This window comes from uncultured Roseibium sp., assembly GCF_947499295.1.
GTDB lineage: Bacteria > Pseudomonadota > Alphaproteobacteria > Rhizobiales > Stappiaceae > Roseibium.
On the sequence record NZ_CANMNP010000007.1, the window covers coordinates 145,283 to 167,529 of the forward strand.

The following is a 22,247-nucleotide window of genomic DNA, read 5'->3' on the forward strand; positions in this document are numbered from 1 at the left end:
GGTCCTCACTTTTTTTCCATGACGCATTGCAAGGGATGTTGGTGCTTACGCGCAAAATCCATCACCTGTGTCACTTTTGTTTCCGCGACTTCGTAAGAAAATATCCCGCATTCTCCGACGCCGTGGTGGTGAACATGAAGCATGATGCGAGTCGCCTCTTCGCGGTTTTTTTGGAAGAAGTTCTCCACAACGTGAATGACGAACTCCATCGGCGTGTAGTCATCATTCAGCAGCAGCACACGATACAGATTTGGCCGCTTGGTAACTGTTTTTGTCCGGGTGACAACGACTGTTCCGGCGTCGTCACCGTCATTGTCATAATCAGAGCCTGCCGACATTGCCCAGTCTATCGCCTTATTCACTCCGGCCATCACTCATTTCATACTAGCGGGCATTGACTAACCCTGGAAAGCCTGCCCGTAACCTGGACCGCCACTTTGAAAAGAGTTCACGGTCACTTTGCTTCTACGGTAATCCTGCCGCGCAAGCCGCCCTTGCGCAATGGTCGATTTCATCAACAAACCGGTGAACTGCACAAATCGGCATAAAGTGCAGCCGGTGATGCTGAATGTAGGTCTCTCAAAAGAGATTAAAAGATGGGGAGGTAGCGCATTTCCAATCCGTGAAGACGATGTGTTCAACACCGGCAAAGGACTGGGCAAAACTGTGCATATACGAAAAAACCCGGCTCAGATAAGCCGGGTTTCGATCAATTCATTGCCTCGAAGAGGCAGAAATTGGTAATTACTTGGCCAATTTGCTCATCACGCCTTCGTAAGGCTTGTAAGCGTCTTTGGACATGTCGGTGAACATTTCACCGAGCTTGGTCATCTCACCGACGAAGCCTTCGTAAGCGCTCTTGGCGTAGTCAGCCTGAGCTTCAAAAGCTTTATCCAGAGACTTGGAAGAAACGAGCTTCTCGACTGCAGCAGTGCCTTCATCAAAGGACTTTTTCTGATAGTCAGCAACTTCGGCTGCGATTGCCTGCATGCCTTTGCTCATCGTGCCGAACGACTCCATGGCCATATCCATGTTGTCTTTGCTCATCTTCTGGATCTCATCTAAGTTATTCATCATCTAACTGCCCTCATCCGGCGAACCGGTCTTTGTGGCCTCGTGGTTGCTCCATTCGGCAGCCGGTGCGCTAATCGCGTTACCTAATGAACATCACATAATGCACTGCACAAAAAGTGTCAAGGTGATTTTGCACCGCAACAACAACCATTACGAGAAATTAACAATGCGATAAAACCAAAAGGCACGTGCCCGATGAGGTGAAAATAGCAATTGAATAAAAACTCGATCTCCAGGAATGCCCCAAAGGCATTTCAAGTTATTTCTCTATAAATTCCAATATGCAACAACATCCCACAAAAAAGAAAGACATTTTTAAGAAAATATTCTTGCTATTCTCACTTGTTAACTTAAACCGCAATAGAAACATCAAGAAAGATCGTAATTAACCATTGATTAACTCTATTCAAAATCAAATTTTTTAAGTGTTTTTTGCGCAAACTATTTACACATTCGTAACCGTGTTTCCATCAAATACACACGTAGTCGACGGGGTAGCCGGATTGAATCGCACGGGGGTTCAAGATCCAGTCCAGGCAACTTCAAACACTGACCGCGTGACCCTGAATGGGATAGTTATTGTGTTTGGTATGCGTTTTTTTCGCAATGCGAGAATGGTTGCCCGTGCAGGCAAGATTTTGGTCCTAGGCGCTCTCTTGCTGAGCGTTCCGTCTATAGCGATAGCCAACCCGAAATATGCTGGCATCGTTGTCGACGCAAAAACCGGCAAGACCCTTTACGCATCTTCGGCAGACGCCTATCGCTTTCCAGCTTCGCTGACAAAGATCATGACCCTTTACGTGGTCTTTGAAGAGCTTGAGGCTGGTCGGCTTTCACTTGATTCCAAATTGACCGTTTCCAAGTATGCCGCCGGCCGGCCACCTTCGAAGATAGGCGTCAAGGCAGGTCGTACGATCAGGGTCAAGGATGCCATCCTGGCGCTCGTAACCAAGTCAGCTAATGATGTTGCAACAGTCGTAGCGGAAAATATCGGCGGTTCTGAGAAAAGGTTTGCGGAACGCATGACCAGGACTGCGCGTCAGCTCGGCATGTCCAAAACGACCTTCCGCAATCCCCACGGTCTGCCAAACTCCAAGCAACGGACAACTGCAAGAGACATGGCGCGGCTTGGACGGGCAATTCAGGAGCGCTTTCCGCAGTATTACGGGTACTTCAAAACCCGCTCTTACAAGTACAAAGGCCGTACCTACGGCAACCACAACAAGCTGCTCGGTCGGGTCAAGGGCGTAGATGGCATCAAGACGGGCTACATTCGCGCGTCCGGCTTCAATCTGGTCACTTCCGTTAATCGCGACGGACGCCACATAGTGGCAGTTGTCATGGGCGGCAGGTCTGGAAAATCCAGAAACGCCCATATGACCAACCTCATCAGCCGTTACCTTCGCAAAGCCAGCCGCGGACCAAAAACCGTGCCGGCAATCGCAAAGAGCAATGTTCAGCCGACATTCGTTGCAGCAAACTTGAAAAACCCGCCATTGCCGAATTCAAAACCCGGCAGCAAACCTGAACCTGCAAGCGGTGCTCCGATGGTACTGGCATTTTCTGCGCCCAAACAGGCTGGCGTCGTCCCTGCCCCGCAGCCGGCCACCGTTCCAGGTTTTGGTGAAGCTGTGCCATTGCCGCCGCGCCTTGTGAAGCAGCGTTTCGACAGTACCTTTGCGGTTGCAACTGCGCTGCCACCCATCCCGCCGGAAAGCCCGGACGGTTCGTTGAGCACGAATTCCATCTCGAAAACTGCACTGCTTCAGGCCGCTCAAGCCCGTTCCGGCGGAACGTCGCAACAGCAACTGGCTCTTTCGAATGCTCCCGCGACCCGGTCCGTTCAAGTTGAAACAATCCAACTGAATACGGTGCCCGTCGCGACGATCAGTGCAAAGCAGGCAGTCGCGCAACAGCCGGCCACCAGGATAGCAGCTTTGGCGCCGATCGAGCCTGAAACAGCCGACGATACGGTCACTGTGGCGACCAGCGACAGCAAGGATATCGAGCCGGGCTGGCAGGTCCAGATTGCAGCAACAGAAACCGAAGGCCAGGCAATCCGTATGCTGAAGAACGCCAAGGCCAAAACCGGTAGCGCCCTGCGTGGCCGCTCACCCTATACCGAACCGGTCGATTCCGGCGGACAGACCCTCTACCGAGCAAGGTTTGTCGGCTTCGACAACAAATCTGCAGCCAAAAGGGCCTGCAGAACACTCAAAAAAGCAAAATATGCTTGCTTCGCCATCTATCAGTAACCGCGTAACGGATGCCGTCAATGTCTTCTGAGAAGCGTGTCTTTAGCCTCGTTGATTTTCGCCGCGAGGAAACCGGAACCTCCCTGGTCGGGATGAACCCGCATCATAAGCCTGCGATGCGCGGCTCGAATTTCCGCGTCCCCGGCTTCGGGCGTAAGCCCCAGGATCTGGTAGGCCTCCTCATCTGTCATGGGGCCCGCGCCCGGCGAGCTTCCCTGCCGCTCTGTTCCATCCGTCTGGAAGTGTTCACGCCATCCGGCAAGCCGGCGGTCGAGATAAGCTTCGACTAGCTTCTGGCTTTGCTCATCCTGGCCAGCTTCGCGCCAGAATGCTTCAAGTTCTTGCTCGTTGAGTTCGTCAAGCCCGCGGCCCTGAAAGCCGCCGGCCAATATGGTCCCGGTCATGGCCCCGCTGTCATGATCCAGTTCCATTTCAACCATTGCCGTCCGCACACGGGATCTCTGCCCGGATGACTTCTGTGGCTTGTAGCCACCAGATAGGCCCGGAAAAACATGTTGTCGAAGCAACATCACGCCAAGACCAAAAGCCGGTAGCGCAAACGCGAAGCGCCCCGTGACTGCGAAAAACCCGGCAAGTGCAATCATGAAGACACCGGCGAAAGTACGCAGTTGCCTGGCGAGCGCGGCCGGGTTGGCGTGCACAAATTGCCTGGCAAGCGTCAAAACGGCGACAAGAAGAACAATTCCGATCAGAAGGTAGAACATTCGGTCCCTTGGGACTGGATTGACAAAAACAACATCGAGCGGCTCCACACCGCCACGAACTTCCTGCCATCAAAATGGGGCTTTCCAAAGCACTTTTGAAGGAACGTCGTTATCAGGCTTCTTGCGGCTTCATGTCACGACTTTGGCGGAAGCTGCTGCAAAAGCAACCGCGCTCCCTGCCCGCCCTTTCTTTCCAGCGCTTGTAGGGCCGATCGGCCGCCACTGGCAAATACAGCGACCGCCTTCAAAAGCTCCGCTAATTGTCGCGCCGCTCCTGCATCAAATGGACAATAGGCCCCCTTTGTCAGGCGCGCCATTTCCCGGAAAGCTCTTTCCGCTACCGAATCGCGGCCTTCCTGAAACAAGAACATCGGCACCCCAAGCAATCCCAGTTGGCCCGCCTTGTCGCAGAGCAGGTCGACATCTTCTTCCATGCAGTCTCCTACATAGACCAATGCTGCAATCTTTTCCCTGTCGGCCGCTTCAAGTGCGGCCGTCAGAACCTTGCGGATTTGTGTGCGTCCGCCCTGACATGATATTCGGCTCATCGCACGAGCCAAATCGTCGCTGGAATCGAACCATCGCGACGCCCGGCATTCGCCGAAGCCCCGAAAATAGACAAGCTTGATGTTCAGCCCGCCAATGCTCCCGGCTTCCTGAAACATTTCGGCTTGAATATGACAGGCCTGGTCCCAGGTCGGTTGCCGGCTCATTGTGGCATCAAGCGCAAAAATCAAACGGCCGTCACTCCCCGGTTGCGGCTTGATGTTTCGCGCCTTTTCCAGAAACGCCGAGACATCGGCATCCGCTGACGGAAGTTCTGATTTTTGCCGGACAAGCGCTTCCTTCATGCGTTCGTCGGTCTTACCCATGCTTGCCTCGTCCTAGTGGCTGTCTCTGACAATCAACTTGGAGCGCTTGGATGACTTTGGCAAGTTCAGGTGCTCAAGGGAGTTGAGTGCCGCAGGCGGTATTCTTGTCGAGCCTGTTTACGTGGTTCAAAGTTTCAAGGAGTGCACCCGGCGAAGATAGAGCTCCACCAAGACCGCGTTCGGCACCCAGCACGCCCAGCTTATGATGGGGTAAGCAATGGCAAAGTCTGCACCCAAGGCCATAGAAGACCCCAGATAAACCCTTAAAGTGACAGCGGCAAAGGTCAGTGCCGCCGACCGAAGCATCCAGCGTCTGTGCCGCTCGATCTGACGGGACACCGCGTAATAGAAGGCCGCACCTGTCGTTCCGAGCCAAATGAATGCCAACAAGGCAAACCCAAGTGTGGCAAAGGCTCCTGTGGTTGTGTGGAATGCAAGCTGAAGACCTGCAAGACCTGACACCAGGATGGCTGCCACGTAGACCCGGCCACTCCAACGGTGCAGAGCTGGCCAGCGTCGCCGCACGCCAGACATGAATTGAAACGGCATCAGGGCGAGCGCAATCGGTGCAACCCCGATGTGTGCATAAAGTGCAAGGGCGTTGCCGCTTAGGTTATGGGCAACGAACTCCATTCCCTGCTGAACACCCAAGGGTATGAAGCGATAAGACACGACAGCAACCAAGACCGAAGTTATCGTGGCCAGCCAAAACCCTGAGCTGCCCGCAAGCCTTGAAATCCGTTCCATCTCGCCTCTCTCCTCATAACTTGACAATGTCAAGATAAGATCGAACTTGACAGTGTCAAGCCAATCACGGATGAAACCTTCATGATGAATGCTCCCAAAAGCCGCCCTAGGGACGGCACGCTTCGAACCAAACTGGTTGATGCCGGCGTCCAACTGTTGAGAGACCGGGGACCTGATGGTTTGTCACTGAGGGAATGCGCTGCGATGGCGGGCGTCTCTCATGCGGCACCAGGCTATCATTTCAAAAACCTGATGGGGCTCTCAACGGCCATCGCCGCCAGAGGGTATCGGCTCTTTTGCAATGCCATGCTTGCAAGACGAGACAAGGCAGGCCCGGCCCCTTTTGAACGCCTCAGCGCGATCTGTCACGGCTATCTGGATTATGCAGCGGGGCATCCTGAATTGTTTCTGTTCATCTTTTCAGGGCAGAAATTCAACGAGAACGACCAAGACTTCTGCGTGGCCTCTTCAGAGGCATACGGTATCTTGCGAGAAACGTGCGCACCTTTGGTTCCTCCAGGCTCAGAAATTGAAGAAACCGAGATCCTTGTCTGGTCACTCGTTCACGGCTACGCCCATTTGGCCATGACCCGAAAGAAGGACAACCCGAAGCTGGGTCGCGGCTGGCCTGATCTTGACGCACTGCTTTCACACTTGCGGAATGCGCTGGCCGCCCAGTCCGCCGACAAAACCCGCGAGTAAGCCCGCCGTTAAAGGAGACAAAGCTCGGTCAGGTCGCGGCGCATCGCATCCGGCATGGCCACTGCCTCGCCCGCAAGCCGGATATCACCGGGGGCTTCATCCACTTTTAGGTACCGCCAGCCCTGGAACGGTCGCCTGGGTCGGTATTGGGTCAATATCAAACGGGGTTCCAGCACAAGATCGCATCGTTTTATACCCGCTTCATCGGTAAACGGGCGAATGTCCAATAGGTGTTGCCGCGCCTGGATCTTCCCCTTGATGACCCAGTAGAGCGACCCGCCGTCCAGCAGCTCATCCTTGCGGGTCGGAACCATGCGGGTTGTGTGTGTCGTCACCTCTTCCACACCAGCAAGGCGCGCCTGTTCAACGCGAAAATCAATCCAGGCCTGAAGAGATTCTGCGCTGTCTGCTCCCACACACAATTTAACAAGATGCAAGGTCATAGACTTGACCTAGCAGGCCTGCCGGTTCCGTCAAGCTGACTTCTGGAAACGGCGGTGGATTTTGCACAGCAAGAGTGACGTAACGCTTGCGGTTAACGCTTAACGGGGGTCTCATAGTCCCATGGAAGTGTTTCTCACAGGCGGAACCGGTAGCATCGGTTCAGCGGTTCTAAAGCGACTTCTCGACGAGAACGCACGGATTGTCGGCCTCGCCAGATCCGACGCGTCGGCTGAAAAACTCCGTGCTCTGGGCGCCAATGCCTACCCCGGAGACCTTCGCTCTCCCGATAGTTGGGTGAGCCGTGCTGCTGCCTGTGACGCCGTTGTCCACACCGGCGCGACATTTTCTGCCGACATGGGCCGTGTCGACAGGCAATCCATGCTGGCACTGAAGAAGGCCGCGCAACATCGTCAACAACCACTCAAGGTGATCTACACCGGCGGGGTCTGGCTGTTTCCGCAAACGACTGCGCGGAACGTGATTACGGAAAAGACTCCGTTTTCACCTCTGCCCGCCTTTCGCTACATGACCGAGACAATCAGAACCCTGTCACACGGCACAGACATGAACCTTGCGGTGGTTCATCCGGCACTGGTGTGCAGCCGGGAATTCGGACCCATCGCAGAAATGACCGATGCCCTGAAGAAGGGCCATGCATTCAAAACAAGAGCGACGCGCGATACGCTCTGGCCACTGGTCGAAGTCAACGATCTTGCAGACTTTTACGCGCGCATATTGCAACAGACCCGTTTCAGAATGTCCCTGATTGCCAGCTGCATTGACGGTATTTCAGTCGGGCACCTTGCATCGCACATTTCCGCAAGGCACGGCGCACCGTTGGAAATCGACACAACACCCGCCCCCGAAGAGACTGATCCGGAAACCGATTGGAGCGCGGGTTACGCGCTGTCGCAGAAAGTGGACGTCAATCACGCCCGTCGCACAACCGGATGGCAGCCCGAGCACTCCACCATCGAAGACCTGGTCGTTGCCCTGTCAAAATGAACACTGGCAATTCCACAAGGCTGCGGTAAGGATTTTCTCAATTCGAACAAAGACTTTCTAAAGTTTCCCACCTTAAATTGAAACCAAGGGCAACTTGGGGCTTCGCTTTGATCAGGTCATTTTTCGCAATTTTTGCGTTTCTTCAATTGACGGCTTCACTTGCTGCCGGCGATTGGCCACTCGGCGCATTTGAAGTCCGCAATACGGCCGGATTTGTTCAGGAGGGCGACGTACGCAGGACGATTGGCGTCGACCGAAATACCGGCATTGCCGAAATTGCAGCGATTGAAGGCGGCCTGAGTGTGACGATCGGCGGCACACAGCTGCATCTATTCCGGATCGAAGAAGGCCTTGCATCGATAGAATGGGATGCAAGCGGGACAAATTTGCTCCATGGCATCGATATTCAAGCGCTTCTGGGCGAGGAAACGCCGCAAAACATACCCGTATGGGGCGCTAGCCTGGCCTGGCCAGGTGCAGGTTCAGTGCAAATGGTGCTGCTGCCACTTCGGCAAAACGCATATACCGGATTTTTGGTCAGCCGGCCGGCGGACCAGATCGTGGTGCGTCAAATGGAATTTAGAAAGAACTCCGGGCCGTCCAATCGCCCGGTATCGTCAGGATCAGCTGATAGGCGTCGTGCGGGTATTGCCGGCTAGAAACACAATAAGGCGCAGCTCCCGGCTGCGCCTTTGTTCTGAACACGTCCAGCTGTTCTTATTGAGCAACAGCGACGGCTTGTTTGGCACTTTCCACATCATTGAACAAAAGAACCATCGTCAACGCGACGCCAACGACAGCGACAGTCCAAAGAGTGACGCTCCAACAAGATTTCTGCACGTTTTCGTCCATCAAATCCCTACACTTTGTTATTCGGCGCCGGGTCCCACCGACCTCAAATGTGGCGCCATTGGGGCGATGAGGTAAACGATCCCTTACCCTTTCGCAAGCGCAAAAAAGGAGCAACTGGTATCGCTTTTTTGCAGAGCTTAAATCCTTTCAATTTTTCAGCACCTTACGGTTTCCCACAGTGTTCCTTAGTGCTGTTGTATAAACTCTGTTATGACAATTCGAAGCCGGAGTTCACCCACCGGCATCGTCAAAAGGTTCGTGATGCAGGCCCTCTCAAATATTGATATCGCCGCTGCCGCCTGGTTTCTCTTTGCCTGGTTCGGTTTTAATTTATTGATTGATGTCAGTCCTTTAAGACAAATAACCCTGTCAAATGCGATGGACGACTTTCGACGTGGCTGGATGATCTCCATGTGCATGCGCGAAGTCCGCATCATGGACACCTCCATCATGGCGGGCCTTCAGCAAGGCACTGCCTTTTTTGCCTCAACCGCTCTTCTTTCAATGGGGGGCTGTTTTGCACTTCTCGACGCTACGGAAAGGATACTCCAAGTCGCCGGAGATCTGGCAATACCAGGCGCAGACAGTCGCGCCTTATGGGAAATAAAGGTTCTCGGCCTGATGCTGATTTTCGCCTATGCCTTCTTCAAATTTGGCTGGGCGTACCGGCTGTTCAACTATGCAAGCATCATTATGGGTGCCGTTCCGGACCTGGGGCAGGCTGAAGACAAAACGGTACGAAAGATGGCTATGCAGGCCGGCGAACTGAATGTACTCGCCGGACGCCATTTCAACCGAGGTCAACGCGCGTTTTTCTTTGCAATCGGATTTCTTGGCTGGTTTGCTGGCCCCTACGTTTTCGCAGGGGCCACGCTTGCAGTGCTGATCGTGCTCACACGACGTCAGTTTGCTTCCAGAGCCCGCTCAGCCGTGTTTTCAGGGCAATATCCAAACCTCGGATCACCCGTCAAATCCGGAGAATAGACCGATACCGGATCATCGAATCCCTTCACCTGATACCGCCCATAAAGACCAGAACGGCATCCCATGATGTCGGAAAGTGCGTCGGAGACCAGGACTTGACGCTCAAGGTCCTTCGCCAGTTCGGCGATACGCGCAGCCAGGTTCACAACCGGTCCCACCACGGTGAAATCGAGCCGCGTTTCACTGCCGACATTGCCATAGAAGACATCGCCGGCATGCAACGCAATCCCGACGCTCATATCCGGGGTCGTAGCGCACGTTCTGGCACTGTTGATCGTTTCGATCCGCTGCAGTGTCTCCCGTGCAGCAAGCAACGCCCGCTTGGCTGCGTCACGTGCCTCACCATCCGTTTCATACGGAAAAATGGCCATCACTTCGTCGCCGATAAACTTCAGCACTTCGCCACCATGGGCCTCCACAGCTGCCGTCATCGCGCCGAAATACTTGTTCAGGAACAAGATGACCTTGTCGGCAGGCAATGTGTTGGACATCCTGGTGAACCCGCGAATATCGGCAAAGCTCACAACGGCCTTGATCCATTCGCCTTCACCGCGGCGTGTCGTACCATCAAGAACCCGCGATCCGGCTCGTGGACCAACGTAAGTCTCCAGAACAGTTTCCGCAGTCCTTTTCAGGGTTTTAAGCTCACAGACCAGTGCCAGTGGCCGCACAAGCGATTCAAAAACACCTATGTGAGAACTGACGAACCCGCCAGGCGCCTTGGTTGCGAAGGTAGCAACCTTTACGGAGCCATCCGAAAAGGGCAGCGGCAGCGCTATGTAGTCGGTGTAGCCTTCATCCCGCAATTCAACCGTGACCGGGAACTCCTCCACAATCGAAGGTTCTTTCTCGATCCGGACACGCACTGCAGCACTCGTTTCGTGGACACGCTTGATCGGACTGGCTTCGTAATCCTCTTCCGAACTGTTGTCAGACGTATAGAGCCTGAGCTCCCGCGTCCCGTCACTTGCCCAAATGGATGCTTCTGCGCGCACGTTCGGGTGCACGACCCAGATGCCCGTTGTCGCCCTGTCGACCGGCACTTTGCCGCGGCGCAGGCGTTCAGCAAGCTCTGAAACGATTTCCAAAGTATCATTCAAATGCGAAGCGTCGCTGTAGAGCCACTGTACAACGTCTGCCGCGACGATCGGCGCTTCGAGGACCATCAGCCCACGTCCTTTCAATTCCCTGAGTTCGCTCAATATATGGTGCGACGCAACCGTCTGTAAAAGAGGTTGAACCCAAAATTGAGATGTAAGTTAAAAGTGATTTGCCGTCTTCAGGGCTTCGGGAAAAATTCCGTGCTTCGCCCGATCACCCAATAGATAGCTAATCCGAGCCATTCCCTAAACGCTATGTCGAATCGACGCAGCCCCTTTGACGCGCCATCGAATCCCAGTCCTCTGTCCACTTCCCCCCTGGTTCGATAGTCCACAGGATAAGCCGTCAGCCCTGTCCACCCTGCCTTCTCAAAGACACCCATGGACCTGGGCATATGATAGGCGGAGGTAACGAGCAGCCACCTTTGTCCCGGCTGCGGATCCACGATCTCCTTGCTCAAGGTGGCATTTTCCCAGGTGTTCCGTGACTCGTCCTCCAGCACAACGCGCTCCGGTGAAATACCAAAATCGGCGAAAAGCCGGCCGGCCCCCTCCGCCTCCGTCGCCTGCGAAGAAATAATGACGCCCTGTCCGCCAGTGTGGACGACAATTGCGTCGGGCAGCATCCTTGCCAGCCGCGCAGTAATCGTTATGCGCTCGGCCGACATGGTCAAAGCTGTGTCTCCGCGAACACCGGTCACGACAGTATCGACAGCGCCGCCAAGAACGATAATGCCGTCAAATCCGCTGATGTCTGCAGGACGAGGAAAACGGTCCTCCAGTGGTTGGATCAACCAGTTTGCTGCTGGAGAAAATCCACAAATGACAAGTCCAGCAAGCCCGGCCCAGGTCATCAGCTTTGCGATACGTTTGCGGCTGGTGAAAGCCATCAGCAGCAGGCCAAACAGAACCAGAGCAATCAGGAAGTTCGAAGGTTGAATGAAAAACTGACCAATTTTTGAAATGTAGAAGAACATCCGCCCCCCAAGGAAATCATTTTCTTAAAGAACAACGACCAGCATCGTCCAACAAGTCAAGGCTTGCCGAGTGCCTCGCTCGGATGGCGACAGATAGCTGAACGCCCGTGCAACGAAACTGCCCAAAAGTGTTCACATTCATCACAAGAGTAAATGGCAGTTATGGCTGGAAATAGACTGCAGAATTCATCGAACTATGGAACTCGGCCATCACGGTTTGCCGCTTTTAACCGCGGCAACTCACAGCTGGGTACAAAGCTTGTGATGGCGTTTGAATTGTAAAAAGACTGACATACAAACCCGACATTCTGCGCCCCGCTATGAGCCCGTTTGCCGATATTCACTTCCGACAATGGACAATACAGCCATGCAGAATTTCATCGGAATTTTTGCAAAGGGAATAATCGTGATCGGAGTCACAGGGTTTTGAAATCAAATGCGGCAATCTCTAGGCATCGTTTCGAAGGCTTAATCGAGGATAGCCAGATGACACTCTATATGAAACTTGGTGGACGCAAGGCAGTCATGCAGGCCATGCCACGTCTGAAGCAGCGTCTGGAACAGGATGAATGCTTCGATCTCTCCGGTTTCCGCGAAGAGTTCGAGCGTTCCGATGACCTGACTGAATTCCTGATTTTCCTGTCAGGCGGCGCGCCGTTCTATGATGGAAAGCCGGTATGTGAGTTACTGTCACCAATTTGCACTTGTTCCGACCTGTATGCGCGTTTTGTCGATCACTTGGTCAGCGCATTCTTTGGCGGTCGAGCCGGCACCGGAGACGAAACAGAGTTTCGGAGACTGCTGGACCGCTTACGTCCGCAAGTTCTCAGCCCGAAACCTGTTGCTCCGGTACTGGTTTACTCAGTCGAACCGGAAACGCTGAGCGCCTAAGGTCCCCCCACAAAACAAAACGCCGGTGGAACCAACCACCGGCGTTCTGTGACAGTCTCTTTTAGGCTTCGATCAGCCCAGTTCGTCAACGCTGGTCACGACTTTTCCGACAAGACCATACTCAATGCCTTCTTCCGGGCTCATCCAGTAGTCGCGATCCGTGTCCTTTTCGATCCGTTCGATCGGTTGACCGGTCGCATCGGCGAAGATCTTGTTCAACCGGTCACGCATCTTGATGATTTCCTTGGCCTGGATCTCGATATCCGTTGCCATGCCGCCGGCACCGCCGGACGGTTGATGCAAGAGAAAGCGTGTGTTCGGGGTACAAAACCGCTTGTCCTTCGGCACGGATACGTAAATCAATGCACCCGCGCTGGCGACCCAGCCCATTCCAAGAATCCGCACTTCAGGCGCAACAAACTTGATGGTGTCATGGATCATGTCGCCGGACTCAACGTGACCGCCAGGCGAAGAAACAATTACCGTGATCGGATCGTTTGAGACCTGCGCAAGGGCAAGCAAACGGGAACAGACGTCGCGGGCCATTTCCTGTGTCACCGCACCGGTGATCAGAACTGTGCGCGCTTCGAACAGATGCTTGTCGACTTGGATCGACTGCTGGCTTTTGGCTTTGTCCTCGTCATCATCGTCGAGGCGTGCAGGCACCGTGGTCGAATAGTTTTTCATGCGCAGGATTAAGCTCCCTTGGCTGTTGGGCCGATTGAACCGGCGTTTTCAACGGACGATGGCTGAAAGTCCATCATCCCGGCATTCAGTCATGTGTATGCGAAGTCTGGGGCACTCGCAAATGATGTGATCCTCAATAACGTGAAAAGAGTTATCAGAAAGGCAACGCCTGACCAGATCAGTGCCTCAGTCTCCAGGAGGAAGTTGGCTGTCAATCGCCTTTTCCCTACGTCCGACAACGAAGTGCCAGACAAGCATGACCGCAAACGGCAAGGAAGGCCAGACGAACCATAGTGTGGACAACCCTGACGTCAGAAGATTGAGGACGAAGAAAAAACCGATCATGAACACGCAACTGCGCACCTTTCGCGGCTGCGCGCGCAACCAGCGCCGCGCCTGCTCAAAGCCGTTGGCAACGGCTTGCGTATCCTTATCCCAATTCGGTCTGTCCGATGTTGAACCGGGCATGTCGGCCCCATCTTCATTTTGGGTCGCAGTGCTTTCCTGCGGTGTGTTCCGGCCTCCCATTCGTACGGAATAGGTTTCAACAGGGTCAGCGACATTCTTGACCTGTTGCGGCCCAAGCGGCTCGAAGCCAAGCGCCATTTTCGTTTTGACCTGATCGTAAACCGACTGCGACAACATGATCCCGCCTGTTGGCGCAATTTCCTGAAGGCGCGCAGCGACATTCACTCCGTCCCCATAGATGTCATCGCCCTCGACCATGATATCACCGAGATTGATGCCGATTCTGAATTCCATTTTGTTCAAGTCGGGAAGTTCGGAATTGCGGTGCAAAAGTTCGTTCTGGATGTCGACCGCGCATTGAACGGCTTCCAGGACCGAGGTGAACTCAATGATGACGGCATCGCCCCAGGTATTAACGATCCGGCCGTTGTGACGCCCTGTCATAGAGGACATTACAGACCTATAGGCCTTCAGCCGATCCAACGTGCCGTCTTCGTCACGCGCCATCAGCTTCGAATATTGTGCAACGTCTGCGCACATGATTGCCGCCAGACGCCGCTTCACCCGTTGCATCATTTTACCCCTGATTGCTCAAGCTTAGGAATGGTAAGCCCAGAACCAAATTGCAAGGGCAAATCCACTCAGGTGCCAATTGGCAGGCCATTGGCCGCAACCAACACTGCCGCTACCTAATCGCCGTCAGCAAGGTTCCTCAAGACTTCCAATGCATCTTGAGCGCGCTCCGCCGGGACAAAAACATGATCATGGAAAAAGGCGGCAACAACATTGGCCGGTATTGCTTTTTCTGCCAATGCAGCAGCAACTGCAGCTGTCAGGCCAACAGCCTCCAGCGAGGAATGGACCGTCAGCGTGATCCTGCGGTACCACTCTGCATCGGCCAAGCCCAGCTCGCGGGCGCGTTCAACGGGAAGAATCGCCGTCATTCCTTCCGTTTCGGAAAAGAGCCCAATTGGCTCATACTGCGCAAGATCTCCGGCTGCCATGGTTTCAAACGTGCAGAACACATAATGTTCGGGATCAAGCATCGGACGCATATGAGAAATAAGCGCGCTCAAATCAGTTTCACCCGGCATACTGCCTCCAGTTCAAGTTAAACGAAGCCGCATCAAAGGCCGGCGAGGGCTACGGCGAGCGACCTCTTCAAAACCACAGCGGCGGAACACGGACGCAATTCCAACAAACCCCTCACCCCATTGCAAAGGCTTGTCAGTCTCTATCGGGCAGGCATCCAGATAGTGGGCTCCCTTGCTTTTGGCATGGATGGACGCTGCCTTGATGAGTTGCCACATCAAACTGCTGTTCCGAAAACCCTTTCGAACAAAAAAACACGTCAATGCATATGTTTTTCGAATTTGGTCCCGCGTGTCCTCTTCCAAAGGACGCGTTGTTCGGCTCATCTGGAATCGAACATAATTTTCGCGAGGTCCCACCGCGACCCAGCAGATCGCCGGTTTGTCGTGATATCCCAGCAACCCGGGTTCAGATCCAATCGACACCCTGTTGTGGAATGCATCCCGGCGTTCTTCTCGGGCCATGGCCTGCCAGTCTTTTGCTCTTAAAAGCGGCCACATGCACCAGCATCCGGAATTTGCGCCCCTTTCCGGTCCGAATAAGTCGACGAGGTCGTCCCAGCGATCAGGGGTGAGCGGGCGAAATTCCATGTCGTTGAGCATCTCGATTGCAACCGGTTGGGTCGCAAGAAGAGCATGGAACACGTGTCCCCCGCAATGTTCATAGTTTTTTTGATTTCAATTGGGTCGATGCTCGAAAACCAGCGGTCTACCAGGGAATTCTCTCGCCCTTGTGGTCAAAGAAACCTCCATTTGCCCGAGGTTCAAGTGTTCTCAAGACTGTCAGGATCTTCACTGCGGCTTCATGCGGAGTTTGAACGTCGAGACCCGACTTCGCAAAACTGTCGGTCAATGGCGTTTTTACTGTACCTGGATGCAAGGCAACGCATATGGCGTCCGGTGCCTTGCGCGACATTTCAATCGCTGCCGTTTTGACGAGTTGATTAAGCGCCGCTTTTGAAGCCCGATAGGCGTACCAACCACCAAGTTGATTGTCACCAATAGAGCCGACGCGGGCCGATAAAGTGGCAAATACGGATCGCCCCTGCCGCGGCAGGAGAGGCAAAAAATGCTTCATGAGAAGAGCAGGGCCAATAGCATTGATCGCATAGGCTTCCGCCAGATGCACAGGATCGATTTCTCGCAGGCTCTTTTCAGGTCGACTTCCGGACACCGTCAAGCCACCGGTTGCGTCGACCACAAGACGAATTTCACCTTTCAGGTCCTTCACCCAACCGGCTGCAGACTTGATGGATGCTTCGTTCAACAGATCCAGTTTTGGCGTGTCCGCTCGGTTTAAGCCGAGGACAGTATCAAATTGCTGCCCGTCGCGAAGTTTCGTTTGGAGCGCTGAACCGATCCCTCCTCTTGATCCGATGACAACAGCAACCTGTTTCATTTCTGGCCTCTCGATTTTCTTCCAAAAGACCTACGAAAAAAAACCGCAGAAGGATTTGTCTCAAGGTTCAGAACCTGTGACCAAGCACCGTATTAGACACCTCGCCGTCCAAACTGCGTTGGTTTGCTGTAGCTCCGTTGAGCAATGTTTTGGGAGTGGCTGTTTATGGCTGTTGAAGTTCGCCCTGCAGCTATTTGCAGTCTAGGCAATGTTGGGCCTCCAGGCCTCAGATTTCTCTGTATGCCGCAAACACCGACATAGACAAATGCAATGCGCCAGACAAAATACCAGATGTATTCGAGTGGACTGGCAACAAATTGCTTCAATTTAAATGTTTCCGGATTTGCCGGATCATACTTGAGATCAACTTCGTTACTGCGTCTCAAAATTGTATAAGTCGTATACGAGACACGCTCTGTTCTTGTAAGTATTTCGCCATCCGGCCCAGGAAATGAGATCGTTGCAAGATAGCTTGGTGTTCTCATTGAAGCAGAATCTTGCGCTTTGACGAGACTGTCGATCTTGCCAGTTACCTCTACTCCCCAGAATACTATCGGAATCTTTTTTTGCATGTTGCCCGTGCCACCAACCAAACCTGCTCCGGCAATACCAATTCCGAAGAGAAACACGCCTATTGAAGCCAATTTTCCGACAAGTGTATTTGCTTTCCCTTCTTCCTCGGTTGGAAAACCTATTGAAATTCTTCTGTAAATTCCCCTGCCGCCAAAGAATAGAAGCCCACCACCTGCAACGACTTGCCCCACGAACATGAGAAGGAACAATGCGAAAACGCCCGGACCTGGTAGCTGGAGATCGGACTTTTCGATGATTTTGCCAACCAACTCAGCCCGCGGATCCGCTCCAATTCCTGAGAGCGTCAAATACATTACAACGCCCTGAATCAGTTTCGACATTCCCTGAAACAACAAAATCAGGCCCAAAACGCACCCAATCAGACCCGCAAATAGGTCGAGGCTGTAGCGTAGTAATCGATCCATAGTGCACCCCTGCAATTGAGATGCTACCCATACGCGAAATTCAATTAAAAGAAACTGAATTAAAAAAATGCAATCATAACGATTATCAACGCATTGGCCGCTACACCGTTGAAGTTAAGCCCGCCTTCGGGTGGACCAACTGCTCGTTAAGTCTGCTGGACAAAACAACCTGTGCCAAAATTAAAAAGCGTGCCCGACTGATAATCCTCGCGCACTCTATGTCCTCAAACCGTGGGCTGCCATGCCCCTTCGACATATTCTGCTTCATCGTCTCCCGGCCAGGGTGGCATCGAGATACAAATGAATTTCAGCGGAGCCGTACCAGTCGCGCGATATTGAAAGGCAGTCCCGGCCGGAATATCAATCGACACGCCCGGTTCCAGGTCAACAATGATTTCGGTTGAACCGGATTTGCGCCAAATCTGCCCCTGCCCTTCCAAAACGTGCCAGAATTCGCTGACGGTCTTGTGCTGGGTTGCCCTGTTGATTTGACCGGCAGGGACCGTCGAGTGGATCATGTTGCCAGTCGGTCCATCCATGATAAAGCGGATATCGGCTCCAGCAGGAGATTTGGCATCCGCCGTCTCCGGCAACCTGGTGTATTTCACTGATCCACTCCTTGGCGAAGACTTAGGTCGTTCGCTGCAGCCGGTTAGAAAACCGTGCATAGACGTTGTCGATCCGCACATGGCTATCCTCGTCGATGCAGCTGACGATCGCGAACAGGATCGCGGCGCCGACGAAGTGCCATTGCAGCTCGCAGAGGGCCGCTTGGGAAGCATTAAAGCCGTAACGCGCTATCACCAGAACCACGAAAACGGCCAGCCCGATCAAGAGCGCTGCAATCCACAGGCAGGCATTGGCCAGGTCTTTTGTGGCCCGGTTCATGTTGTGCAATAGGCTCATCTCAGCCCCTCGGGCGCAGAGGCCCAAGGATCGCGCTGGGACGGCCGATCATGGGCGCTGCATAGGTGCTACGGTTAACGCGTCCCAGGTGTCTTCTTGCGTTCGCGCGGCCTGCAAGCTGTCCCAGACCTCTGCCACAAAGGGGTCAGCCGCGGCCATCTCGGAGATAAGCGTGTCCCAGGCTACCCGGAGGCTGTCCAGGGTCTCGGGGCTGTAAAGGCGGACGTCCACGCCCTGTTCTGCCATTTGCGCGACGGCGGCGGCTTGTGAGTATTCCATCCGCAGGACCGAACGCATCGCGTTGGTTCTGGCCGCCATGTCGATGATCGTGCGCTGGCTGTCTGTCAGGCCGTCCCAAACGTCGCGGTTGATTACCAACTCAATCATCGTCGAGGGTTGGTGCCAGCCAGGGAAATAGTTGAAAGAAGCCACGTCCGGAAAACCCAGCGCAAGATCCACTTGTGGAAAGCTGAACTCGGTCCCGTCGATGACGCCACCTTCAAGCGATGGAAAGATCTCTCCGCCTGCGATCAGCACGGTATCCGCACCTAGGCTTGCCAGCACTTCCGAGGCAAGCCCCGACCAGCGCAACTTGAGCCCGGCAAAATCGTTGGTCCCTTCGATGGGTGAGTTGAACCAACCGCCCGATTCCATGCCTGTGAAGGTTAGTGGCATAGTCACGAGGTCAAAGCCCGCATCGTCATACATGCGCTGATTGAGCTCGAGCCCGCCGCCTTCGTAGAACCAAGCCATATAATCGAGCGCTTGCGGCCCGAACGGCATCGACGTGAAAAACGACGCAACGGGCAAGGATCCATGAAGGTAGGCCGCAGCGGTATAGCCCGCTTCGATCTCGCCGTCAGAGACCGCTTGTTGAATGTCGAACGGTGGGACAATCGCGCCAGGTTCCGCCAGCTCGATCTGGATCGTCCCGCCGGAGGCTGCCTCGACCTCTGCTTCGAACTGCCGGATCGTGTTGATGACCGGAAGGCTGGTCGGAAAAGCCGATTGCAGGGTGATTGTGACATCCTGCGCAAGGCTCGGCCCGCTCATGGCCACAAAGGGTAAGGCAGCCAGGGCCAGTTTGGCCATCTTTGTCATGTTGTCCTCCGGGATTGTTGCGTCAGTTTTTTAGGGTGCGCGATTGTCGATGCGGCGCATTGGACCATGTTATTTCGAAGAGCTGGCTGATGAACTGGATCTCGCCGCAGGCGCCTGGATTTCTGTCCTGGATGAGACCGAGTTTGATTGTTCTTATCGTCTCGATCCCGCTCAGTGTTGTCAATGCGCGTTCAAAACTGACCCGGTTTCAGATCAACAATGATCTCCGTTGCACCGGATTTTCGCCAGATCTGTCCCTGTCCCTCAAGAATGTGCCTGAATTCGCTGACTGTGTTGTGCCTGGTCGCCCTGCTTATTTGACTGGCAGGGACTGTCGAGTGGATCATGTTGCCGGTCGGTCCATCCATGATAAAGCGGATATCGGCTCCAGCAGGAGACTTGGCATCCGCCGTCTCCGGCAGCCTGGTGTATTTCACTGATCCACTCTTTGGCGAAGACTTAGGTCGTTTTGTTGAAGATCTCGCGGCCAATCAACATGCGGCGAATTTCCGATGTTCCGGCTCCAATTTCGTAGAGTTTGGCATCGCGCAGCAAGCGGCCGGTCGGATATTCGTTGATATACCCGTTTCCACCAAGTAACTGGATGGCATCCAGAGCTATTTTCGTTGCATTTTCCGCAGCATAAAGGATTGCACCAGCGGCGTCTTCGCGCGTTGTTTCTCCGCGGTCGCAGGCTCTGGCGACGGCGTAAACGTAAGACTTTGTAGCGTTCATTGTCACATACATGTCCGCGACCTTGCCCTGAACCAGCTGGAATGTCCCGATCGGTTGCCCGAACTGCTCGCGTTCATGAACGTACGGGATAACGACATCCATCGCGGCCTGCATGATGCCGACTGCGCCCGCGGCCAGGACAGCGCGCTCGTAGTCAAGGCCAGACATCAGGACGTTGACACCTTTGCCGACTTCTCCAAGCACGTTTTCTTCCGGCACTTCGCAGTCCTGAAATACCAATTCGCCGGTTTCAGAGCCCCGCATGCCGAGCTTGTCCAGTTTTTGAGCAACCGAAAAACCCGGGAAATCTTTTTCGACAAGAAAAGCCGTAATGCCTTTCGGACCAGCGCTTGCGTCCGTCTTGGCATAGATGATCATTGTTTCGGCCGAGGGCCCGTTTGTGATCCACATCTTGGATCCATTGAGGATGTATCTGTCGCCCTTCTTGTCAGCGCGCAGTTTCATGGACACCACGTCTGAGCCAGCCCCAGGCTCCGACATTGCAAGTGCTCCCAGATGCTCACCAGTGACAAGTTTCTCCAGATACCGCTTTTTTTGGTCGTCGCGCCCCCAACGTCGCAGCTGGTTTACACAAAGGTTGGAATGCGCTCCATAGCTCAAGCCGATAGAGGCGGAAGCACGGCTGACTTCCTCCATGGCGATGCAGTGCTCAAGATAGCCGAGCCCCGAGCCACCCCATTCCTCTTCAACCGTAATGCCATGCAGACCAAGCTCACCCATCTCTGGCCAGATTTCCCGCGGAAACCAGTCTTCGCGATCAATTTTTTCAGCCATCGGCGCAATACGATCCTGGCTATAGGAACGCACTGTATCGCGCAGCATGTCGGCAGTTTCGCCCAGGTCAAAATTGAACCCCGGAAAATCGTTGCGGATCATTGTTTTACCTCCCTGGCTCCCGAGCTATCGAGAGCGGTCATAACGGACAAACTCGCTCAAGTCGCCAATACGGTCGTAGAGGAGACGCGCGCGTTCATTGTGATGATGTGTGTGCCAATAGACATTGCCGCTCGCCAGCGGTTCGGCATCAGCTGCAGCGTAGACGGCTTCAATCAGTTTGCGGCCAGCGCCACTTCCACGAAGTGTCGAGACGACAAAAAGATCTTCCAGGTAGCAGGTCATCTGCGACGACCATGTACTGTCGTGGAAAAGGTAATGAACCAGGCCAACCATCTCTTCGCCGTCAAGAGCCACCAGTGCTCTGTGGCCGTCACTGGAAAGCAGCCGTTCAAATAAGTGGTCGGTTATCTCCGCGGCAAGGTCTTGCTGATAGAATTCAAGATAGGCCTGCCAAAGTGCGCGCCAAAAAGGTTTGTCCGCGGGCTGCAGCGGCCTGATCGTCAGGTTGTGCATCATATCAGTCTTTCACGCCGGAGACGCTCATCAGGGTGAAAAGTCCAGTGGCGACATGCACCTGTGTGCCGTCGTCCAGCCCATAGACATCGGACCGCGCAATCGTCAGGGTTCGGCCCGGTTTGATCACTCGGCCTCTGGCGAGCAACACAGGTTGGTCCGCAGGGTTGAGCAGATTGATCTTGTACTCGCTTGTCAGAACACCGGCTTCCGGCGGAAAAAGCGTCAGAGCTGCATACCCTGCCGCACTGTCGGCGATCGACGACGTCGCGCCCGCATGGAAATAACCGTGCTGTTGCGTCAGATCGGGCCTAAGGTTCAGCTCCAGATCGACACCACCCGGTGCAGGATGAACAAGCCTGGCACCGATTAGGGCCATGAACTTCTGAGCGCTGAAACTGTCACGAACTCGGCTTTCCCAATTGGGATCTCGTGGTGTCAGGTCCATTCAGGCATCCTCCGATGTCGCATTGACATCAAGTTCGCTTATTCTTGTTCGAGCCCCGGCTTCCACCTCATCCAGCTCCAACAAGGTCAACTCGATATCACGCTGCTTTTCCAGGAGCTCTTCGCGCCGCGCTTCAATCTTGTCCAGGAGCAATCGCAGCTGTCCGGTTTCGCCCGGCGCGCTGGCATACATCTCAATCATTTCGCGGATTTCATTCAGCGAAAATCCGAGGCGTTTTCCACGCAGGATCAATTTGATGCGGGTTCGATCGCCAGGTGTGTAGAGACGTTGCCGCCCGCGTCTTGTGGGCGACACCAATCCTTGCGCCTCGTAAAAGCGCAAAGTTCGAGTCGTAATGTCGAATTCCTGGGTTAGTTGCGTGATCGTGAAATAGCGCTGCATGGCTGCTCCTCGT

Annotated in this window: 28 protein-coding genes; 6 read left to right on the top strand and 22 right to left on the bottom strand. The window is 54.2% G+C overall.

Annotation, left to right across the window (positions count from 1 at the left end; genetic code table 11):
- Positions 1–5: 5 nt before the first annotated feature.
- Together clpS and Q0835_RS13125 are read right to left on the bottom strand one after the other, a co-directional pair.
- Positions 6–338 carry an ATP-dependent Clp protease adapter ClpS gene (gene clpS, locus Q0835_RS13120; RefSeq protein WP_298820602.1) on the bottom strand — a complete coding sequence of 111 codons (333 nt, stop codon included), beginning with the start codon at positions 336–338 and terminating at the stop codon, positions 6–8.
- Positions 339–744: 406 nt separating this feature from the next.
- Positions 745–1,077: a phasin family protein gene (locus Q0835_RS13125; RefSeq protein ID WP_298820362.1), complete on the bottom strand. Its 333-nt coding sequence runs from the start codon at positions 1,075–1,077 to the stop codon at positions 745–747.
- Between the two features lie 587 nt (positions 1,078–1,664).
- Here Q0835_RS13125 and Q0835_RS13130 point away from each other — a divergent pair.
- Positions 1,665–3,329: a serine hydrolase gene (locus Q0835_RS13130; protein WP_298961839.1), complete on the top strand. Its 1,665-nt coding sequence runs from the start codon at positions 1,665–1,667 to the stop codon at positions 3,327–3,329.
- A 17-nt stretch (positions 3,330–3,346) separates the two neighbouring features.
- Here Q0835_RS13130 and Q0835_RS13135 read toward each other — a convergent pair whose 3' ends face one another.
- The 3 genes from Q0835_RS13135 to Q0835_RS13145 all read right to left on the bottom strand — a co-directional run bounded on the left by Q0835_RS13135 (position 3,347) and on the right by Q0835_RS13145 (position 5,673).
- Positions 3,347–4,054 carry a DnaJ domain-containing protein gene (locus Q0835_RS13135; RefSeq protein WP_298961841.1) on the bottom strand — a complete coding sequence of 236 codons (708 nt, stop codon included), beginning with the start codon at positions 4,052–4,054 and terminating at the stop codon, positions 3,347–3,349.
- 134 nt (positions 4,055–4,188) lie between these two features.
- Entirely contained in the window at positions 4,189–4,926 is a 738-nt protein-coding gene (locus tag Q0835_RS13140) for a VWA domain-containing protein (protein WP_298820358.1), read from the bottom strand.
- 126 nt (positions 4,927–5,052) lie between these two features.
- A complete protein-coding gene (locus Q0835_RS13145; RefSeq protein WP_298961843.1) occupies positions 5,053–5,673 on the bottom strand; it encodes a DUF2306 domain-containing protein in 621 nt (206 codons plus the stop codon).
- 81 nt (positions 5,674–5,754) lie between these two features.
- On the opposite strand from Q0835_RS13145, the gene Q0835_RS13150 reads away from it, so the two are divergent.
- Entirely contained in the window at positions 5,755–6,375 is a 621-nt protein-coding gene (locus Q0835_RS13150; RefSeq protein WP_298961846.1) for a TetR/AcrR family transcriptional regulator, read from the top strand.
- Between the two features lie 8 nt (positions 6,376–6,383).
- Here the strand turns inward: Q0835_RS13150 and Q0835_RS13155 are convergent, their stop codons facing one another.
- Positions 6,384–6,818, bottom strand: a complete 435-nt coding sequence (locus Q0835_RS13155; protein WP_298961849.1) for a DUF1489 family protein — start codon at positions 6,816–6,818, stop codon at positions 6,384–6,386.
- A gap of 121 nt (positions 6,819–6,939) precedes the next feature.
- On the opposite strand from Q0835_RS13155, the gene Q0835_RS13160 reads away from it, so the two are divergent.
- The 3 genes from Q0835_RS13160 (at position 6,940) to Q0835_RS13170 (ending at position 9,660) form a co-directional block, all read left to right on the top strand.
- Positions 6,940–7,824, top strand: coding sequence for an SDR family oxidoreductase (locus Q0835_RS13160; RefSeq protein WP_298820351.1), 885 nt, complete (start codon positions 6,940–6,942; stop codon positions 7,822–7,824).
- 107 nt (positions 7,825–7,931) lie between these two features.
- Complete coding sequence (locus Q0835_RS13165) at positions 7,932–8,483, top strand: hypothetical protein (protein ID WP_298961852.1); 552 nt, start codon at positions 7,932–7,934, stop codon at positions 8,481–8,483.
- 403 nt (positions 8,484–8,886) lie between these two features.
- Entirely contained in the window at positions 8,887–9,660 is a 774-nt protein-coding gene (locus Q0835_RS13170) for a DUF599 domain-containing protein (RefSeq protein WP_298961856.1), read from the top strand.
- Here the strand turns inward: Q0835_RS13170 and Q0835_RS13175 are convergent.
- Positions 9,579–10,826 carry an adenylate/guanylate cyclase domain-containing protein gene (locus tag Q0835_RS13175; RefSeq protein ID WP_298820345.1) on the bottom strand — a complete coding sequence of 416 codons (1,248 nt, stop codon included), beginning with the start codon at positions 10,824–10,826 and terminating at the stop codon, positions 9,579–9,581. The genes Q0835_RS13170 and Q0835_RS13175 overlap by 82 nt on opposite strands.
- Positions 10,827–10,939: 113 nt before the next feature.
- On the bottom strand, positions 10,940–11,737 hold the full coding sequence (locus tag Q0835_RS13180; protein ID WP_298961858.1) for a YdcF family protein: 798 nt from the start codon (positions 11,735–11,737) through the stop codon (positions 10,940–10,942).
- A gap of 486 nt (positions 11,738–12,223) precedes the next feature.
- Here Q0835_RS13180 and Q0835_RS13185 point away from each other — a divergent pair, with 486 nt between their 5' ends.
- Positions 12,224–12,628, top strand: a complete 405-nt coding sequence (locus tag Q0835_RS13185; protein ID WP_298820341.1) for a Clp protease ClpP — start codon at positions 12,224–12,226, stop codon at positions 12,626–12,628.
- A 72-nt stretch (positions 12,629–12,700) separates the two neighbouring features.
- Here the strand turns inward: Q0835_RS13185 and Q0835_RS13190 are convergent, their stop codons facing one another.
- The 14 genes from Q0835_RS13190 to Q0835_RS13255 form a co-directional block, all read right to left on the bottom strand.
- On the bottom strand, positions 12,701–13,315 hold the full coding sequence (locus Q0835_RS13190; RefSeq protein ID WP_298820339.1) for an ATP-dependent Clp protease proteolytic subunit: 615 nt from the start codon (positions 13,313–13,315) through the stop codon (positions 12,701–12,703).
- Positions 13,316–13,501: 186 nt separating this feature from the next.
- Positions 13,502–14,356: an adenylate/guanylate cyclase domain-containing protein gene (locus Q0835_RS13195; RefSeq protein ID WP_298961860.1), complete on the bottom strand. Its 855-nt coding sequence runs from the start codon at positions 14,354–14,356 to the stop codon at positions 13,502–13,504.
- A 116-nt stretch (positions 14,357–14,472) separates the two neighbouring features.
- Positions 14,473–14,877 carry an ACT domain-containing protein gene (locus Q0835_RS13200; RefSeq protein WP_298820335.1) on the bottom strand — a complete coding sequence of 135 codons (405 nt, stop codon included), beginning with the start codon at positions 14,875–14,877 and terminating at the stop codon, positions 14,473–14,475.
- 12 nt (positions 14,878–14,889) lie between these two features.
- Positions 14,890–15,519 carry a GNAT family N-acetyltransferase gene (locus Q0835_RS13205; protein ID WP_298961862.1) on the bottom strand — a complete coding sequence of 210 codons (630 nt, stop codon included), beginning with the start codon at positions 15,517–15,519 and terminating at the stop codon, positions 14,890–14,892.
- Between the two features lie 64 nt (positions 15,520–15,583).
- The gene (locus Q0835_RS13210; RefSeq protein ID WP_298961864.1) at positions 15,584–16,273 is read right to left on the bottom strand and encodes an SDR family NAD(P)-dependent oxidoreductase; all 690 of its coding nucleotides are present in this window, start codon (positions 16,271–16,273) and stop codon (positions 15,584–15,586) included.
- Between the two features lie 92 nt (positions 16,274–16,365).
- On the bottom strand, positions 16,366–17,271 hold the full coding sequence (locus tag Q0835_RS13215; protein ID WP_298961866.1) for a hypothetical protein: 906 nt from the start codon (positions 17,269–17,271) through the stop codon (positions 16,366–16,368).
- A 224-nt stretch (positions 17,272–17,495) separates the two neighbouring features.
- A complete protein-coding gene (locus tag Q0835_RS13220; RefSeq protein WP_298961868.1) occupies positions 17,496–17,879 on the bottom strand; it encodes a cupin domain-containing protein in 384 nt (127 codons plus the stop codon).
- A gap of 22 nt (positions 17,880–17,901) precedes the next feature.
- The gene (locus Q0835_RS13225) at positions 17,902–18,177 is read right to left on the bottom strand and encodes a TRAP transporter small permease subunit (protein WP_298961871.1); all 276 of its coding nucleotides are present in this window, start codon (positions 18,175–18,177) and stop codon (positions 17,902–17,904) included.
- Positions 18,178–18,225: 48 nt separating this feature from the next.
- Positions 18,226–19,278: a TRAP transporter substrate-binding protein gene (locus Q0835_RS13230; protein ID WP_298961874.1), complete on the bottom strand. Its 1,053-nt coding sequence runs from the start codon at positions 19,276–19,278 to the stop codon at positions 18,226–18,228.
- Positions 19,279–19,469: 191 nt separating this feature from the next.
- On the bottom strand, positions 19,470–19,715 hold the full coding sequence (locus Q0835_RS13235) for a hypothetical protein (protein ID WP_298961877.1): 246 nt from the start codon (positions 19,713–19,715) through the stop codon (positions 19,470–19,472).
- Between the two features lie 22 nt (positions 19,716–19,737).
- Positions 19,738–20,910 (bottom strand): isovaleryl-CoA dehydrogenase, encoded by a 1,173-nt coding sequence (locus Q0835_RS13240; protein WP_298820322.1) that lies wholly within the window; start codon positions 20,908–20,910, stop codon positions 19,738–19,740.
- A gap of 24 nt (positions 20,911–20,934) precedes the next feature.
- Positions 20,935–21,387: a GNAT family N-acetyltransferase gene (locus Q0835_RS13245; RefSeq protein ID WP_298820321.1), complete on the bottom strand. Its 453-nt coding sequence runs from the start codon at positions 21,385–21,387 to the stop codon at positions 20,935–20,937.
- Position 21,388: 1 nt separating this feature from the next.
- Positions 21,389–21,832 carry a PaaI family thioesterase gene (locus tag Q0835_RS13250; protein ID WP_298961879.1) on the bottom strand — a complete coding sequence of 148 codons (444 nt, stop codon included), beginning with the start codon at positions 21,830–21,832 and terminating at the stop codon, positions 21,389–21,391.
- Positions 21,833–22,234, bottom strand: a complete 402-nt coding sequence (locus Q0835_RS13255; RefSeq protein WP_298820319.1) for a MerR family DNA-binding transcriptional regulator — start codon at positions 22,232–22,234, stop codon at positions 21,833–21,835.
- Positions 22,235–22,247: the final 13 nt, after the last annotated feature.

Excerpts from the sequence above, each read along its gene's own strand:
- Q0835_RS13175 (WP_298820345.1), bottom strand. The coding sequence starts at position 10,826 with ATGGTCCTCGAAGCGCCGATCGTCGCGGCAGACGTTGTACAGTGGCTC.
- Q0835_RS13255 (WP_298820319.1), bottom strand. The coding sequence starts at position 22,234 with ATGCAGCGCTATTTCACGATCACGCAACTAACCCAGGAATTCGACATT.
- Q0835_RS13145 (WP_298961843.1), bottom strand. The coding sequence starts at position 5,673 with ATGGAACGGATTTCAAGGCTTGCGGGCAGCTCAGGGTTTTGGCTGGCC.
- Q0835_RS13185 (WP_298820341.1), top strand. The coding sequence starts at position 12,224 with ATGACACTCTATATGAAACTTGGTGGACGCAAGGCAGTCATGCAGGCC.
- Q0835_RS13140 (WP_298820358.1), bottom strand. The coding sequence starts at position 4,926 with ATGGGTAAGACCGACGAACGCATGAAGGAAGCGCTTGTCCGGCAAAAA.
- Q0835_RS13150 (WP_298961846.1), top strand. The coding sequence starts at position 5,755 with ATGATGAATGCTCCCAAAAGCCGCCCTAGGGACGGCACGCTTCGAACC.
- Q0835_RS13200 (WP_298820335.1), bottom strand. The coding sequence starts at position 14,877 with ATGCCGGGTGAAACTGATTTGAGCGCGCTTATTTCTCATATGCGTCCG.
- Q0835_RS13245 (WP_298820321.1), bottom strand. The coding sequence starts at position 21,387 with ATGATGCACAACCTGACGATCAGGCCGCTGCAGCCCGCGGACAAACCT.
- Q0835_RS13170 (WP_298961856.1), top strand. The coding sequence starts at position 8,887 with ATGACAATTCGAAGCCGGAGTTCACCCACCGGCATCGTCAAAAGGTTC.
- Q0835_RS13160 (WP_298820351.1), top strand. The coding sequence starts at position 6,940 with ATGGAAGTGTTTCTCACAGGCGGAACCGGTAGCATCGGTTCAGCGGTT.
- Q0835_RS13135 (WP_298961841.1), bottom strand. The coding sequence starts at position 4,054 with ATGTTCTACCTTCTGATCGGAATTGTTCTTCTTGTCGCCGTTTTGACG.
- Q0835_RS13155 (WP_298961849.1), bottom strand. The coding sequence starts at position 6,818 with ATGACCTTGCATCTTGTTAAATTGTGTGTGGGAGCAGACAGCGCAGAA.
- Q0835_RS13240 (WP_298820322.1), bottom strand. The coding sequence starts at position 20,910 with ATGATCCGCAACGATTTTCCGGGGTTCAATTTTGACCTGGGCGAAACT.
- Q0835_RS13210 (WP_298961864.1), bottom strand. The coding sequence starts at position 16,273 with ATGAAACAGGTTGCTGTTGTCATCGGATCAAGAGGAGGGATCGGTTCA.
- Q0835_RS13225 (WP_298961871.1), bottom strand. The coding sequence starts at position 18,177 with ATGAGCCTATTGCACAACATGAACCGGGCCACAAAAGACCTGGCCAAT.
- Q0835_RS13130 (WP_298961839.1), top strand. The coding sequence starts at position 1,665 with ATGCGTTTTTTTCGCAATGCGAGAATGGTTGCCCGTGCAGGCAAGATT.
- Q0835_RS13190 (WP_298820339.1), bottom strand. The coding sequence starts at position 13,315 with ATGAAAAACTATTCGACCACGGTGCCTGCACGCCTCGACGATGATGAC.
- Q0835_RS13125 (WP_298820362.1), bottom strand. The coding sequence starts at position 1,077 with ATGATGAATAACTTAGATGAGATCCAGAAGATGAGCAAAGACAACATG.
- clpS (WP_298820602.1), bottom strand. The coding sequence starts at position 338 with ATGTCGGCAGGCTCTGATTATGACAATGACGGTGACGACGCCGGAACA.
- Q0835_RS13215 (WP_298961866.1), bottom strand. The coding sequence starts at position 17,271 with ATGGATCGATTACTACGCTACAGCCTCGACCTATTTGCGGGTCTGATT.
- Q0835_RS13180 (WP_298961858.1), bottom strand. The coding sequence starts at position 11,737 with ATGTTCTTCTACATTTCAAAAATTGGTCAGTTTTTCATTCAACCTTCG.
- Q0835_RS13250 (WP_298961879.1), bottom strand. The coding sequence starts at position 21,832 with ATGGACCTGACACCACGAGATCCCAATTGGGAAAGCCGAGTTCGTGAC.
- Q0835_RS13230 (WP_298961874.1), bottom strand. The coding sequence starts at position 19,278 with ATGACAAAGATGGCCAAACTGGCCCTGGCTGCCTTACCCTTTGTGGCC.
- Q0835_RS13195 (WP_298961860.1), bottom strand. The coding sequence starts at position 14,356 with ATGCAACGGGTGAAGCGGCGTCTGGCGGCAATCATGTGCGCAGACGTT.